We start from the raw sequence: 14808 nt of genomic DNA, 5'->3' as shown, positions 1-14808 counted from the left end.
CACCCCGCCCCACAGCCCCCTCCGCGCACAACGCTCCATCGGACTGCGCACCCGCACGCACACCACGCGCCCGACCACCGTACAACGTGCCCACCGGGATTTCGCACCTCACTGCACGACGCCCCGCGCGACCTGCACCACCGGACAGTGCGCTTACTCCGCACGCACAGCGCACCGCCCTACGGACGCGCACCCCGGCGCGGCGCATGCGCGGATCGAAGCCGGCACCCTCGCCTGGCCCCGGAAACGCGTCAGCCGGCCGACCCGTAGGCCGACCGGCTGACGAAGGTTTCGATGCTCAGAAGCGCGGGTGTTCGCCCACCATCACGGCGCGGGGTGCGCCCGCGTCCTTGGCCTTGGTCACCGTGCCGAGCGTCCAGCATTCGATGTGCCGGGCGGTCAGGACCGCCAGTGCCCGGTCGACGTCCTCCGGCGCCACCACGGCCACCATGCCGACGCCCATGTTGAACGTCTTCTCCATCTCCGGGCGCTCCACCCGGCCGCGCTGGGCGATCATCTTGAACACCGGCGCCGGGTTCCAGGTACCGCGGTCGAGCTCGGCGACCAGTCCCGCGGGCAGCACCCGGGCCAGGTTCGCGGCCAGGCCGCCGCCGGTGACGTGCGCGAAGGTGCGCACATCGGTTTCGGCGATCAGGGCCAGACAGTCCTTGGCGTAGATGCGGGTCGGCTCGAGCAACTCCTCACCGAGGGTGCGGCCGAACTCCTCCACGTGCCCGGTCAGCGACATGCGGTCGATGTCGAGCAGCACCTTGCGGGCCAGGCTGTAGCCGTTGGAATGCAGGCCGGACGAGCCCATCGCGATGACCACGTCGCCCGGGCGCACCCGCTCGGGGCCGAGCACGGCATCGGCCTCGACCACGCCGACGCCGGTGGCGGACAGGTCGTAATCGTCGGGATCCATCAGGCCGGGATGTTCGGCCGTCTCACCGCCGAGCAGCGCACACCCGGCGCGCACACAGCCCTCGGCGATACCGGATACCAGTTCGGCGACCCGCTCGGGAACGACCTTGCCGACCGCGATGTAGTCCTGCAGGAACAACGGCTCGGCACCGCAGACGACCAGATCGTCGACCACCATGGCGACCAGATCCAAGCCGACGGTGTCGTGCTTGTCCATCGCCTGCGCGACGGCGATCTTGGTGCCGACGCCATCGGTGGAGGCCGCGAGCAGCGGCTCCTTGTAGCCGCCCTTCAGCGCGAACAGACCGGCGAAACCGCCGAGGCCACCCTGCACCTCGGGGCGGCTTGCCTTACGAGCCAGCGGTGCGAACAACTCGACTGCGCGGTCGCCGGCTTCGATGTCAACACCGGCCGCGGCATACGAGGCTCCGGCACCACTGGGGGTCTGTTCACTCATTTTCGGTGATTGCTCCAAACCGAATCGGCGGATAATTGCCTGATCACGCTACCGTCGCGCGTCGGCGGGGCGAGTTCAGGGCCTGCTCAACGCGCTGGCGTTGGCGTTCTGGCCCAGCAGCTCGGTCTCGGACTTGCCGGTGAGCATGCCCTCGAGCACGTTCTTGCCGATGGCGACCTCGGTCGGCAGCGGGATCGGGTAATTGCCGTCGAAGCAGGCGCAGCACAACCGCGACCGCGGCTGCTCGGTGGCCGCGATCATGCCCTCGGTGGAGATGTAGCCGAGGCTGTCGGCGCCGATCGAGCGCCGCACGTTCTCCACCATGTCGGCGTAGCTGTCGTCGGAGCCGGCGCCGTTGGCGATGAGCTCGGCGCGCGAGGCGAAATCGATGCCGTAGAAGCACGGCCACTTCACCGGCGGCGAGGCGATGCGCACGTGGATCTCCAGCGCACCGGCCTCCCGCAGCATCCGGATCAGCGCGCGCTGGGTGTTGCCGCGCACGATCGAATCGTCGACCACGATGAGCCGCTTACCGCGGATCACCTCGCGCAACGGGTTGAGCTTGAGCCGGATACCGAGCTGGCGGATGGTCTGGCTCGGCTGGATGAAGGTGCGGCCCACATAGGCGTTCTTCATCAGGCCCTGCCCGTAGGGCACACCGGAGCCCTGCGCGTAACCGACCGCGGCGGGGGTGCCGGACTCGGGCACCGGGATCACCAGATCGGCCTCGACCGGATGCTCCTTGGCCAGCCTGCGGCCGATATCGACGCGGGTGGCGTGCACCGAGCGACCGGAGATGGTGCTGTCCGGGCGGGCGAGGTAGACGTATTCGAAGACGCAGCCCTTGGGCTCGGGAGTGGCGAACCGCAGCGAACGCACGCCGTCGGCGTCGATGGCCAGCAGTTCGCCCGGCTCGATCTCGCGGACGAAGGAGGCGCCGACGATATCGAGCGCGGAGGTCTCACTGGCGACCACCCAGCCGCGATCGAGCCTGCCGAGGCACAGCGGGCGCACACCGTGCGGATCGCGGGCCGCGTAGAGGGTGTGCTCGTCCATGAAGGTCAGGCAGAAGGCGCCCTTCAGGGTGGGCAGCAGCTTCATCGCGGCCTGCTCGATGCTGGAGTCGGCGGCGGCGTGCGCCAGCAGCGCCGTCATCACGTCCGAGTCGGAGGTGGCGGCCACCGGACCGGGGCGGCCACCGCGCGGCATCCCGCCGAGCACACCGAGTTCCCGTGCCCGATCGGCCAATTCGGCGGTGTTCACCAGATTTCCGTTGTGTCCCAAGGCCAATCCGGAACCGACGGCGGTGGTGCGGAAGATCGGCTGCGCGTTCTCCCAGGTGGTGGCGCCGGTGGTGGAGTAGCGGCAATGCCCGACGGCGACATGGCCCGGCATCGCGGCCAGGGTCTGCTCGTCGAACACCTGGCTGACCAGGCCGAGATCCTTGAAGACCAGCACCTGCGAACCGTCGGCTACGGCGATGCCCGCCGCCTCCTGCCCACGGTGCTGCAACGCGTACAGACCGTAATACGTGAGTTTGGCCACGTCTTCGCCGGGCGCCCAGACTCCGAAGACACCACACTCCTCGCGTGGTGGATTCTCGTCCTGATCCGCGGGGGCGGGATTGCTGACAACCGGCAGGTCGGCGTTGGTCACCGTGTGCTCCCTGTTCGGGCGGGCTGGGGGCACCGCCATTCTACGGGTCGAACCGCGCCCCCGATGACAGCCGCCCGCATACGTGCAGTTAATCGGTGCGGCGCAGTGCCCGATATCGGGCTCGTCCGGCTGTTACCGTGCGATCCGTGACGACTTCCGACAGCGCAGCGGCGACGCGGACCGATCGCCGCCTCGGAATGCGCATCTTGCTGCCGATCGGTGTATTGGCCCTGCTCACGGCGCTACTCGGGGTGATGTACCTCGACTACGTCGCCGACCCAGAGGGCAATCTGCACGACTTCCCCATCGCGCTGGTGAATCAGGATGTCGGAGACGTCACAGGGCCGCCCGACGCGCAGCAACATGTGAACTACGGCAAACAGATCACCGACGCGCTACAGCAGGGCATGCCGGAGGACAAGGTCGATCTGCGGGTCGTCGGCATCAGCGAGGCCGAGCGGATGATGCAGCAGGGCCAGGTCTATGGCGCGATGGTCATCCCGAGCGATTTCAGTAAGCGACTCGGCATTCTCGGCGTCGGCAGCATCGTCCCCGGCGATATCGAACGTCCGATCATCACCTTGCAGACCAATCCGCGCATGGGCGCGTTCGGCACCCAGATCGTGTTGCGGGTCGGCGACCAGGCCCTGACCCAGGTGCGTCAGCAGGTCGGCAGGCAGCTCACCGATCAGGTGAACGCGCAGCTCGCGCCGGAGCCGGGGGCGCCGCCGAGCCCGGAGCCGAGCGGTGCGGCGCGGGTGGCGCTGGAAGACCCGGTGCAGATCGTGTACCAGCAGTACCGCCCGCTGCCCGACGGCACCGGCCAAGGCCTGACCGCGTTCTTCTACGCACTGCTGATTCTGCTGGCCGGCGTGGTCGGCGCGATGGTCATCCACACCATGATCGACGCCGCGCTCGGCTTCGTGCCGACCGAATACGGGCCCTGGTACGTACATTTCCCGCCGACGCCGATCTCCCGCTTCCACACCCTGCTCATCAAATGGGGTGTGATGGTGGTCGCGGCCACCCTCGTCTCGGCTATCTATCTGGGTGTGGCGAAGCTGCTCGGCATGCCGATCGACCATCCGCTCGGGCTGTTCCTCTACAGCGCGCTGGCCCTGACCGCCGTCGGCATGACCGGCCTGTCCATCCTCGCGGCCATCGGCTCGGCCGGCCTGCTGGTAAACCTGATCCTGTTCATCATCCTCGGCCTGCCCTCCTCCGGCGGCACGGTGCCCATCGAGGCCACCCCCAAGTACTTCCATTGGCTGGCCGGCTGGGAACCGATGCATCAGGTCTTCCTCGGCGTTCGCTCGATCCTGTACTTCGACGGCAGTTTCGCCGCCGGCCTGAGCCGCGGCATCTGGATGGCCCTGATCGGCCTGGCCGTCGCGATCGTGTTCGGCGCGGTGATCACCAAGTTCTACGACTACAAGGGGCTGCACCGGGAGAACCGGGTGGCCGCTGCGGGCGCGCCCACGGTTGGTGCCGGAGTGGGCCCTGCGGGAACCGAATCGGCCGGCCAGCGCAAGGCGGACACTGCGGACACCGGATCGGCGGCCGCTGATTCCGGGACCAACGCCACCGAAACTGCCGATGCCGACTCCCCATCGGGCGCCAAGGGTGGCCGTACCGACGAGGACTGACTGCGACGGCAACAGCGCGTCGACGGGCTGTTCGGACCGCGTCGGTGGGTCGCAGTATCGTCGCCCCCCGTGGTTCGACGTGCGGCGGTGAAACCGGAAGAGATGCGGGCGGCGGTCACGGCGGTGCGGTCGTGGCTGCTCGATGAGGCAGCGCCCGCACCCGCACGGGCCGAACTGGGCGCGGCCGTGCGGATGACGGCGCGCGCGCTGGCCGAATCAGCGCCGGGTCATTCGGTGGAGGTCCGGGTGCCGCCTTTCGTCGCCGTGCAGTGCATCGAGGGTCCGCGCCATACCCGGGGCACCCCACCCAACGTCGTCGAGACCGACCCGCGCACCTGGCTGCTGCTCGCCACCGGCCTGATGGATTTCGTCGCCGCCCGCGAGGAAGGCAGGCTGACCGCCTCCGGCAGCCGCGCCGACGAAGTGTCCCGGTGGCTGCCGATCCTGCGGGTGGGGATCGAACCCGAGTAGTAGCCGCTTCTGCCCCCGGCCGCGTGGAGGTTCGCGTCGACCGCGAGGGCGTCCCCGGTATCCGCGTCTTCTGCCCCCGGCCGCGTGGAGGTTCGTGCAGGCGTCGCGGCGTCACCGCGGGAAGGTGCGTGCAGACGTCGCGTCATCACCACGGGGAGGGTTCGGGGACGGTGTCCCGTCATCACCACGTGCGGGCTGCGAATCGCGCCGCGAGCGCACCTCCGGCATTGATCGCCCAGTGCAGCAGGGCGGGAGCGGTCGCGCTGTCGGTGTGCCGGCGCAGCAGACCGAACAGTGCCCCGGCGGCGGTGGTTACGGCGATGGTGACCGGCAGGTTCTCCTCGGTGGCGCGGGCGGGCGCGATATGCCAGAGCCCGAAGGTGGTGGCGCCGAGCAGGGTTGCGACGGGCGGCCCGAAGGTCTTGTCCAGCAACGGGTCGAGGGTCGCCCGGAAGACCAATTCCTCGCTGTAGACGGTGCCGAGCGGAATGTGCACGCCCACCCATTCGGCGGTCGAGACGCCGGAGGCGCGGTCGGGGCGCTCGGCCAGCTCACGGCGCACGGCCGGAATGGCAAGCGCCGCACCGTAACCGGCGGCCACGATCCCCGCACTGCCGAGCCCGTAGCGCCATCCGCGCGCCGAGCACCAGTTCGGGTGCGCGCCGAAGGCGGCGGCGTACCCGGTGGCGGCACCGGCGTTGACCATCGTGCGCACCCGCATATCCTCCGGCAGCCGCGGCACCACGGCATTGCTCCACAGCAAGGGCAAGGCGACTGCCAGCGCAACCCGGACGCTCACTTGATCTGCCGCTCGTACGCCTCGGAGATCTCGATCTCGTAGCGGATCCGTTCGGCCAGCTCCGGATTCCAGCCGGGGGGCGCGGCGATGGCTGCCCAGCCGTCGAGTACCAGGCTGCCGTACCGGTGCCCGTGCCCGTCGGTGACACCCTGTGCGTTGGTGAGATCGGCGGTGACCTGCCAGAAGGTGACGAACGGCGCCCACCGCATCCGCCCGGACACATCGGATCCGCGCGGTTCGGACAGCCAATCCGGTTGCGAGAAGATCAGATCGGCCGACCACCAGACGATGGGGTCGGACGGATGTTGCAGGTAGGCGATGCGCGGCGCCCGCCACTCCGGGCCGGGCCTGGCGAAATCGGCGGCGTCGGCGGCGAACCGGACCACCAGCCCGTCGGCGTACACCGGTTCCACCTCCAGCGAACCGGGATCGCGCCGCGCGACGAACTGGCTCCACAGCCGATTCGAATTCGGCGGGCCGACCCACAGGGCACCGTCGACCTTCTCCCGCAGATCGGCCAGCCCCTCGAAAGCCGCCTCCGAGCCCTGAGAGCCGAGGCTCTCGCCGTAGACGAACAGTTTCGGCCGCTGCTGCTCCGGCCGCGCCGACCAGTGCTGATACACGGCGTCGAAGACCTCGCGCCCCGCCGCCGCGGCTTTGCTCTTGTCCGCGAGGAACGACAGCACGCTGGGCAGATACGAGTACTGGGTGGCCACCAGCGCGGTATCGCCGCCGTACATGTATTCGATCGCGCCCGCGGCCATCGAATTCACCCAGCCGGTACCCGTGGTCGTGATCACCACGATCACCTGCCGCTCGAATGCGCCGGCGCGTTCCAGTTCGGCGACGGCCAGTTCGGCCTGTGTCCGGCCGTCCTCGGCCGACTCCAACCCGACGTAGGCCCGAATCGGTTCCTTGGCGGGCTGTCCGGTGACCTGGGCGATTCTGGCGGCGTTCGGACCGTGCGAAACGAACCAGCGGCCCTCGAAACCGAGCGTGTCCCATTTCGCCAGCGACATCGGGCTGCCCGACTTCTCCGGCAACTGCGGCTGCACCGCGTATTCGGAGGTGTGGTCGTTACGCACGCTGAACGCCTGGTTCGCGACCGCGAAGAACGCCCGCGTCGCCACGCCGTTGAACAGGGTGACCGCCAGCAGCACCAGCACCAGGAAACCGGCCGCCGGCGCCAGTTCGCGCGGCACCTTCACCCAGCGGTTGAGCTGACGGGCCAGGTACAGGATCAGTTCACGCACCGTGCGATACACCGCGACGACCAGGACGCCGACCGCGAGGCTCAGCAGACCGGTGCGCAGATAGGCGGGCGTGGTGGTGCCTTCCATATCCATCAGCGCGGTGATCTCACGCTGCCAATGCGCCGACTGCACCAGCATGTACGCGGCCAGCACCGCGGCCGTCAGCAGAATCGCCGACTTCACCCCGTAGCGCACCCAGGTGGGTGGTGCCGGGATCTTCAACCGCGGGCGCACCCACAGCCGGAACAGCCATTCCAGCAGGCAACCGACGCCGTAACCGATGGCGGCATTGATACCGCTGATCAGGCCCTGGAACATCCAGTCGCGCGGCACCAGCGACGGGGTGACCGACAGCGCGAAGAACACCGTCGCGACCACCAGCCCGACGTAGTTCAGGTCGATGACCACCTCGGCCCGGCGCACCGCTGCGACGCCGCGCGAGCGCAGCTTCGTGAGGGTGGACGCCGTTTCGAGCACCAAGACAGTATGGCGGCAGCCCCCGACAACGCCGGTGCGTTACCCATTCACGGCGCGGCAACTACCCATCGCACTCGAGTAGTTGTACCCGGTCGCCGCGGCCGCGAACCTCGCACACTCGATAACCATGAGCACACCAAACGCAGCGCCGAAAACCACCTCGGCATACATCGCCCAGGCCGCGATCGCGTTCGGCGTCAGCTTGTTCGGGGCGGGCGTCGGAATCTTCTATCTACCGCTGGATCCGTGGCAGCGCGGATTCCTCGGCATGACAGTGCTGTTCCTGGTGACCAGCACCTTCACCTTGGCGAAGGTGGTCAGGGACAAGCACGAAGCCGATTCCCTGCGTGGCCGGATCGACGAGGCGCGGATGGAGAAGCTGATCGCCGAGCACGATCCGTTCAAGTCCGTCGCCTGAGCACCTCAGCGCGAATCACCCCGCCCGGACCCGGTGTTCACGAGGGGTCCGGGTCCGGACGGGGTGAGCGTTGTGGTGTTCGGTCCCAGCGGGACTCGGTTCGCCCGGCGGAATCGACTGTCAGACGGCGGAGCCGAACAGCTTGGGCAGCGTGCCCTCATGCGCCTCGCGCAGTTCGGCCAGCGGCACCGTGAACTGCCCCTGCACCTCGATCGAGTCGGAGCCCTGGTCGACCACACCGATGCGCACCCACGGCAGTTCGCGCGCGGTGCACATGCGGGTGAACCGGGTTTCCTCCGAGCGCGGCACCGCGACCAGCACACGACCCGCCGATTCGGAGAACAGCGTGACGAACGGATCGGCGTCCTCGGGAAGCAGGATGCGGCAACCGGTCTCGCCGGCCAGCGCTGCCTCGACCACCGCTTGGGCGAGACCGCCCTCGGAAAGGTCGTGAGCGGCACTGATCATGCCGTCGCGGGAACCGGCGGTCAGCACCTCCGAGAGCAGCCGTTCGCGGGCGAAATCGACCTTCGGCGGGACGCCACCGAGATGATCGTGGGCGACCTGCGACCAGATCGAACCGCCGAACTCGTCGCGGGTCTCGCCGAGCAAGATCAGCGTCTCGCCCGGCTCGAGGCCGAGGCCGGTCGGGATGCGGCGGTGCACATCGTCGATGACGCCGAGCACGCCCACCACCGGCGTCGGCAGGATCGCGTCCTGGCCGGTCTGGTTGTAGAAGCTGACATTGCCGCCGGTGACGGGAATGCCCAGTTCGGCGCAGCCGTCGGCCAGTCCGCGCACCGCCTGCTGGAACTGCCACATCACGCCCGGATCCTCCGGCGAGCCGAAGTTGAGGCAGTTGGTGACGGCCTTCGGGGTGGCGCCGGTGGTGGCGACGTTGCGGTAGGCCTCCGCCAGCGCGAGCTGGGCGCCGGCGTAGGGGTCCAGCTTGGTGTAGCGGCCGGAGGCGTCGGTGGCCAGGGCGATGCCGCGTCCGGTCTCCTCGTCGATGCGGATGACGCCCGCGTCGGCGTGTTCGGCGAGCACGGTGTTGCCGCGCACGTAGCGGTCGTACTGCTCGGTGATCCACTTGCGGCTGCACAGCTGCGGGCTCGACACCATCTGCAGCAGCGTCGCGCGCAGTTCGTCGGCCGTCTTGGGCCGGGTCAGGGTGTCGGGGGTGTCGGCGATCAGGGCGTCCTGGTACTCCGGACGCCGCACCGGACGCTCGTAGACCGGGCCCTCGTGCGCGACGGTGCGCGGCGGCACATCCACCACGGTCTCGCCGTGCCAGGTGACGACCAGCCGCTCACCATCGGTGACCTCGCCGATCACGGTGGCCAGCACATCCCACTTGCGGCAGACGGCCATGAACGCGTCGACATTCTCCGGCGTCACCACCGCGCACATGCGCTCCTGGGATTCGCTGGACAACACCTCGGCCGGCGTCATATCGGCCGCGCGCAGCGGCACCTTGTCGAGCTCGATGTGCATGCCGCCGTCACCGGCCGCCGCCAGCTCGGAGGTGGCACATGACAGTCCGGCGCCGCCGAGATCCTGGATGCCGACGACCAGCTTCGCCGCGTACAGCTCGAGACAGCACTCGATGAGCACCTTCTCGGTGAACGGGTCGCCGACCTGCACGCTCGGCAGCTTCTTGCGGCCGGCACCGGATTCGTCGCCGGAGAAGGTGTCCGAGGCCAGCACCGAAACGCCGCCGATGCCGTCGAGACCGGTGCGCGCGCCGAACAGGATGATCTTGTTGCCGGTGCCCGAGGCGAAGGCCAGATGCAGATCCTCGACCCGCATCGCGCCCGCGCACAGCGCGTTCACCAGCGGATTGCCCTGGTAGGAGGCATCGAAGACGGTCTCGCCGCCGATGTTCGGCAGGCCGAGCGAATTGCCGTAGCCACCGATGCCTCGCACCACACCGTCGACCACGCGACGGGTATCGGCGGCGTCCGCCGCACCGAAGCGCAGCTGATCCATCACCGCGATCGGGCGCGCGCCCATCGCCATGATGTCGCGCACGATGCCGCCGACGCCGGTCGCGGCGCCCTGGTACGGCTCGACGTAGGAGGGGTGATTGTGGCTTTCCACCTTGAAGGTGACCGCCCAGCCGTCGCCCACGTCCACCACGCCCGCGTTCTCGCCGATGCCCGCGAGCATGGACGAGCGCATTTCCTCGGTGGTGGTCTCGCCGAAGTAGCGCAGATGCACCTTCGACGACTTGTAGGAGCAGTGCTCGCTCCACATCACCGAGTACATCGCCAGCTCGGCGTCGGTGGGGCGGCGACCGAGAATCTCCTTGATCCGGGCGTATTCGTCATCCTTGAGCCCGAGCTCGAGATACGGCTGCGGAGTGTCCGGAGTGGCTGCGGCGGTTGCGACCGTGTCGACCTGCGGAGTCACGGGATTACCAGGGTCCTTTCGGCCAGGCATGCGGAGACAATCCAGACGACCGCCGCTGCGACGCGCCGAGTTGCTGAATTGCCGCGAGATACTCCTGCGAGTCTACTGCCGGGGCAAACGCGACCACTGCCGGGGCAAACCCGGCCGGACCTCGGCCATCGCGGGACCGGCTAATCTGTCCCGGTGAACGATCGATCGGGGGTTGCGGAACCGGCCGAGCAGCCCGTCCCCACAGCCGACGCGCGCCCCGGGTCGAACAGCGACGACACCGGGCTCGACAGGGAGCCCGCGCGCGGGCTGTCGCCGCGCCAGATGCGCTGGCTGACCGGCGCGATCGCGCTGTTCGTGATCTACGCGATCATCGCCCCGCTGGTGCACTGGTGGGACGGCTATATCGACCTCCAGGTCTACCGCAACGGCGCCCGGGTCTGGCTCGACGGCGGCGAGCTCTACGGCCCGATGCCCGAGGTGTTCGGCATCGGTCTGCCGTTCACCTATCCCCCGCTGGCAGCGCTGCTGTTCGCACCGCTCGCGCTGATGCCGCTCGGGCTGGCCGAGATCGTGGTGTTGGCCACATCCGTGCTGAGCCTCGGCATCACGCTGTGGCTGGTGCTGTCGCGGATCCGCCCGGAACTGGATCGAGTGACGGTGCTGGCGGCGGTCATCGCGGCGGTCGCGGTGGCCGGTTTCTTCGAGCCGGTGCGCCAGACCTACTCCTTCGGCCAGATCAATCTGGTGCTGATGGCCGCGGTCGCGCTGGACTGCCTGGTGCGCAAGCCCTTCTGGCCGCGCGGCATGCTCATCGGCATCGCCGTCTCGGTGAAACTGATCCCCGCCGGGTACCTGCTGTATTTCCTGTTGCGCAAGGACTGGAAGGCGGCGGGCACGCTGATCGCCTCGGCTGTCGGCGCGGTCGGGCTCGGGTTCCTGATCTTCCCCAGCGATTCGGTGGAGTACTGGTTCCACACCCTCGCCGACACCGGACGGATCGGCCCGCCCTATTACGCGGGCAATCAATCGCTGAAGGGGCTGGCCTTCCGGCTCGGCGTCTCCGATTCCCTGGCGACGCTGATCTGGATCTCGTTGTCACTGATCGCGATCGGCCTGGCGGCACTGTGGATGCGCAGGCTCATCGAGGCCGGCGCCTCGGTGGCCGCGCTCATGGTGAACGCGGCCGCCATCCTGCTCGTCTCGCCGGTGTCGTGGTCGCACCACTGGGTGTGGGTCGCGCCCGCGCTGCTGGTGACCGCCGACGCCATCGCCCGCGGCAGGCGTAACCCGCTGCTGATCGGCGCTGTCACCGCGATGACGGTGATGTTCCTGATCGGGCCGCACTGGCTGCTGCCGCACGAGGCCGACCGCGAACTCGACTGGGCCTGGTGGCAGCAGATCATCGGCAGCGGTTACGTGATCACCACCTTCGCGGTGTTCGTGATCGCCGTGCTGACCTACCGTCCTGCGGTCTCCGGGGTGAAGAAGGCGGCCAGCGCCGCGGCGTAGGCGCCCACATCGTCGGCGCCCATCAGTTCGCGCGCCGAATGCATGGCGAGCTGGGGCGCGCCGACGTCGACGGTGGGCATGCCGGTGCGCGCGGCCGTCATCGGGCCGATGGTCGAACCGCACGGCAGATCGGCGCGATGCACATAGCGTTGCAGCGGCACCCCGGCCTGGTCGCAGGCCAGCGCGAACGCCCCCGCGCCGGTGGCATCGGTGGCGTAGCGCAGGTTCTGGTTCACCTTGAGCACCGGGCCGCCGTTGATCTCGATGCGGTGCGCGGGCTCGTGCCGGTCCGGATAGTTCGGATGGGTCGCGTGGGCCATATCGCCGGAGGCGCAGATCGAACCGGCCAGCGCCGCCAGGTATTCGGCCCGGCCACCGCCGCGGGTGAGCACGATGCGTTCCAGCACCGTCGCCAGCAGATCCGATTGGGCGCCGCGGTCGGACTGGCTGCCCACCTCTTCGTGATCGAACATGGCGAGCACCGGCACCGCCGCGCCCGGGGTATCGATGGCGGCGAGGAAGGCGCGCAGGCCCGCGTAGCAGGTGCCCTGGTTGTCCAGGCGCGGCGCGCTCACCAGATCGCGGTCGCGGCCGACCAGCCGGCTCGGGTCGAGGTCGTGGGTCATCAGTTCCCAGCCGAGCACGGCGTCCGGCGCGATACCGGCATGCTCGGCGACGTAGGCGATGAACGAGCGCGGTTCGGAGCCGACACCCCAGATGGCGTTCACATGCCGCTGCGGATCCAGCGTCACCCCGCGCCTGTCCTCGGACAGGTGGATCGCCAGCTGCGGCACCCGCAGGATCGGCTCGTTGATGCGAACCAGCCGCTGGCCGACGGTATCGCCCTCGCGCACACTCAACCGCCCGGACAGGCCGAGCTCACGATCGAGCCAGGAATTCAGCCAGGCGCCACCGTACGGCTCGAGGCCGACCAGCTGCCAGCCCGCCGAGCTCAGGTCCGGATGCTGTTTGACCCGCAGATTGGGGCTGTCGGTGTGCGCGCCGACCACCCGGAACGGCGCCCCCGCCGCGGGGTCGTGATCGGCCCACGCCACCAGCGAGCCGCCGCGCACCACGTAATGCCTGCCGCGCCCGCCCGCCGGCCAGGCCGAGGCCTCATCGAGCCGGGTGAACCCGTGCTCGTCGAGATCCTGTGCGACCGTATGGCACACGTGGAACGGTGACGGCGACTCATCGATGAAGGCACACAGCCCGGCGGCCGAGGCCGCGGTGGAGGAAACCGGCATACCGCGATCCTAGGCGTGCCGAGGGCGACCCGGCCGTCGAGATCAGGCCGAGACGAGTGTGTCCAGCACGGAGAGGAACAGGCCGAGGCCGTCGTCACTCGGGCCGGTGAGCGGCTCGGTGGCGTGCTCCGGGTGCGGCATCAGTCCGACGACGCGGCGATTGGCCGAGGTGATGCCCGCTATCCCGCGCTGCGAACCGTTCGGGTTGTCGCCGGCGTAGCGGAACACCACGCGGCCCTCACCCTCGAGCTCGTCGAGCACGGCGTCGGAGGCCTGGAAGCGGCCCTCACCGGACTTCAACGGCACCAGGATCTGCGCGCCCGGCTCGTACCGCGAGGTCCAGGCCGTGTCCACGGCCTCGACACGCAACCATTCGTCACGGCAGATGAAATGCAGGCCCTCGTTGCGGGTGAGGGCGCCGGGCAGCAGGCCCGCCTCGCACAGCACCTGGAAGCCGTTGCAGATGCCGAGCACCGGCATGCCGTTCTCGGCCGCGCGCACCACTTCACCCATGACCGGGGCGAAGCGGGCGATCGCACCGGCGCGCAGGTAATCGCCGTAGGAGAAACCACCGGGCACGATGACGGCGTCGACCTGCTTCAGATCGGCGTCGGCATGCCACAGGCTGACCGCCTCGGCGCCGGCCAGCCGGACCGCGCGGGCGGCGTCGACGTCATCGAGCGTGCCGGGAAAGGTGATGACCCCGATGCGCGCTGTCATGAGACGCGGACCACCTTCCACTCCTCGATGACGGTGTTGGCCAGCAGCGATTCCGCGATCTGCGCGAGTTCGTCGTCGCTGACGTCATCGCCGACCTCGAGTTCGAATCGCTTGCCCTGCCGGACGTCCGAGACTCCCTGGAATCCCAGGCGCGGAAGTGCGCCGACAATGGCCTGACCCTGCGGATCCAGGATCTCGGCCTTCGGCATCACCTCGACGACGACTCGTGCCACGCGTTGCTCCTCGAGTGGTGGTGGGGGTTACCTGAACAGCGTAGTTGGCGGGCGCGACCGGCGCGGTGCCGGGTTGGGTGTGTGTGGTGCGCCGTGACGCGGCCCATAGCGGACGTCCGCCTGCCGACCCGCCGCGATGCTGGAGCGGATGCGCGACTGCGCCTAACGTAGCCGTATGCGCATTGCCCACTTCGGTCATTCCTGCATCCTCGTGGAGTTGCACGGCAGAAAGATCCTGTTCGATCCGGGCACCTTCGCTCACGGTTTCGAGGGTCTCACCGGACTGGACGCCATCGCGATCACCCATCAGCACCCCGACCACATCGACCCGAACCGGATCGAGGCGCTGATCGACGCCAACCCGGACGCCCGGTTGTTCAGCGACCCGCAGACCGCCGACCAGCGCGGCGGCCGCTGGGAGGCGGTGCACGCGGGCAATGTCATCGACCTCGACGGCCTGCGGATCACCGGCGGCGGCGGACGTCACGCCGTCATCCATCCGGAGATCCCCGTCATCGACAACACCGTCTTCCAGCTCGGCACCCCCGACGACCCGGCCCAGGTCGTGCACCCCGGCGATTCCCTGTGGGTCCCGCCC

At 69.1% G+C, this 14808-nt stretch carries 13 protein-coding genes; 5 read left to right on the top strand and 8 right to left on the bottom strand.

The features are described 5' to 3' along the window. Nucleotides 1-298: 298 nt before the first annotated feature. On the bottom strand, nt 299-1378 hold the full coding sequence (gene purM, locus GV790_RS28105) for a phosphoribosylformylglycinamidine cyclo-ligase (RefSeq protein ID WP_104362133.1): 1080 nt from the start codon (nt 1376-1378) through the stop codon (nt 299-301). Between the two features lie 75 nt (nt 1379-1453). Further along, on the bottom strand, nt 1454-3034 hold the full coding sequence (gene purF / locus GV790_RS28100) for an amidophosphoribosyltransferase (protein ID WP_163817737.1): 1581 nt from the start codon (nt 3032-3034) through the stop codon (nt 1454-1456). 197 nt (nt 3035-3231) lie between these two features. Between purF and GV790_RS28095 the strand changes: the two genes are divergently transcribed. Together GV790_RS28095 and GV790_RS28090 are read left to right on the top strand one after the other, a co-directional pair. Then, nucleotides 3232-4680, top strand: a complete 1449-nt coding sequence (locus tag GV790_RS28095) for a YhgE/Pip domain-containing protein (RefSeq protein WP_163817744.1) — start codon at nt 3232-3234, stop codon at nt 4678-4680. Nucleotides 4681-4749: 69 nt separating this feature from the next. Further along, the gene (locus GV790_RS28090; protein WP_375139437.1) at nt 4750-5151 is read left to right on the top strand and encodes a sterol carrier family protein; all 402 of its coding nucleotides are present in this window, start codon (nt 4750-4752) and stop codon (nt 5149-5151) included. Between the two features lie 181 nt (nt 5152-5332). Here the strand turns inward: GV790_RS28090 and GV790_RS28085 are convergent, their stop codons facing one another. Both GV790_RS28085 and GV790_RS28080 read right to left on the bottom strand, forming a co-directional pair. Then, on the bottom strand, nt 5333-5950 hold the full coding sequence (locus GV790_RS28085) for a CPBP family intramembrane glutamic endopeptidase (protein ID WP_163817735.1): 618 nt from the start codon (nt 5948-5950) through the stop codon (nt 5333-5335). Further along, the gene (locus tag GV790_RS28080; protein WP_163817733.1) at nt 5947-7683 is read right to left on the bottom strand and encodes an alpha/beta hydrolase; all 1737 of its coding nucleotides are present in this window, start codon (nt 7681-7683) and stop codon (nt 5947-5949) included. Before GV790_RS28080 ends, GV790_RS28085 begins: the two co-directional genes overlap by 4 nt. 124 nt (nt 7684-7807) lie before the next feature. Here GV790_RS28080 and GV790_RS28075 point away from each other — a divergent pair, with 124 nt between their 5' ends. Then, a complete protein-coding gene (locus GV790_RS28075; RefSeq protein ID WP_014348876.1) occupies nt 7808-8098 on the top strand; it encodes a YiaA/YiaB family inner membrane protein in 291 nt (96 codons plus the stop codon). A 120-nt stretch (nt 8099-8218) separates the two neighbouring features. Here GV790_RS28075 and purL read toward each other — a convergent pair whose 3' ends face one another. Beyond that, nucleotides 8219-10540: a phosphoribosylformylglycinamidine synthase subunit PurL gene (gene purL / locus GV790_RS28070; RefSeq protein ID WP_175586026.1), complete on the bottom strand. Its 2322-nt coding sequence runs from the start codon at nt 10538-10540 to the stop codon at nt 8219-8221. Nucleotides 10541-10822: 282 nt separating this feature from the next. Here purL and GV790_RS28065 point away from each other — a divergent pair, with 282 nt between their 5' ends. Continuing rightward, complete coding sequence (locus tag GV790_RS28065) at nt 10823-12010, top strand: glycosyltransferase 87 family protein (protein WP_163817739.1); 1188 nt, start codon at nt 10823-10825, stop codon at nt 12008-12010. On the opposite strand, the gene GV790_RS28060 is transcribed toward GV790_RS28065, so the two are convergent. The 3 genes from GV790_RS28060 to purS are packed head-to-tail and all read right to left on the bottom strand — an operon-like array spanning nt 11959 to nt 14210. Continuing rightward, nucleotides 11959-13257, bottom strand: a complete 1299-nt coding sequence (locus GV790_RS28060; RefSeq protein ID WP_163817729.1) for a M18 family aminopeptidase — start codon at nt 13255-13257, stop codon at nt 11959-11961. The two genes, GV790_RS28065 and GV790_RS28060, sit on opposite strands and share 52 nt — an antisense overlap. 42 nt (nt 13258-13299) lie before the next feature. Beyond that, nucleotides 13300-13977, bottom strand: a complete 678-nt coding sequence (gene purQ / locus GV790_RS28055; RefSeq protein ID WP_163817727.1) for a phosphoribosylformylglycinamidine synthase subunit PurQ — start codon at nt 13975-13977, stop codon at nt 13300-13302. Beyond that, on the bottom strand, nt 13974-14210 hold the full coding sequence (gene purS, locus GV790_RS28050; protein WP_036532785.1) for a phosphoribosylformylglycinamidine synthase subunit PurS: 237 nt from the start codon (nt 14208-14210) through the stop codon (nt 13974-13976). The genes purQ and purS overlap by 4 nt, the downstream gene beginning before the upstream one ends. A 175-nt stretch (nt 14211-14385) precedes the next feature. Between purS and GV790_RS28045 the strand changes: the two genes are divergently transcribed. Then, the coding region (locus GV790_RS28045) for an MBL fold metallo-hydrolase (protein ID WP_163817725.1) at nt 14386-14808 on the top strand (423 nt) is incomplete at its 3' end.

This window comes from Nocardia cyriacigeorgica (assembly GCF_010858045.1).
GTDB classification, from domain to species: Bacteria; Actinomycetota; Actinomycetes; order Mycobacteriales; family Mycobacteriaceae; genus Nocardia; species Nocardia cyriacigeorgica_E.
This window is presented reverse-complemented; position numbering and strand designations above follow the sequence as displayed.

Excerpts from the sequence above, each read along its gene's own strand:
- purM (WP_104362133.1), bottom strand. The coding sequence starts at position 1,378 with ATGAGTGAACAGACCCCCAGTGGTGCCGGAGCCTCGTATGCCGCGGCC.
- GV790_RS28095 (WP_163817744.1), top strand. The coding sequence starts at position 3,232 with ATGCGCATCTTGCTGCCGATCGGTGTATTGGCCCTGCTCACGGCGCTA.
- GV790_RS28075 (WP_014348876.1), top strand. The coding sequence starts at position 7,808 with ATGAGCACACCAAACGCAGCGCCGAAAACCACCTCGGCATACATCGCC.
- purL (WP_175586026.1), bottom strand. The coding sequence starts at position 10,540 with ATGCCTGGCCGAAAGGACCCTGGTAATCCCGTGACTCCGCAGGTCGAC.
- GV790_RS28065 (WP_163817739.1), top strand. The coding sequence starts at position 10,823 with ATGCGCTGGCTGACCGGCGCGATCGCGCTGTTCGTGATCTACGCGATC.
- GV790_RS28060 (WP_163817729.1), bottom strand. The coding sequence starts at position 13,257 with ATGCCGGTTTCCTCCACCGCGGCCTCGGCCGCCGGGCTGTGTGCCTTC.
- purQ (WP_163817727.1), bottom strand. The coding sequence starts at position 13,977 with ATGACAGCGCGCATCGGGGTCATCACCTTTCCCGGCACGCTCGATGAC.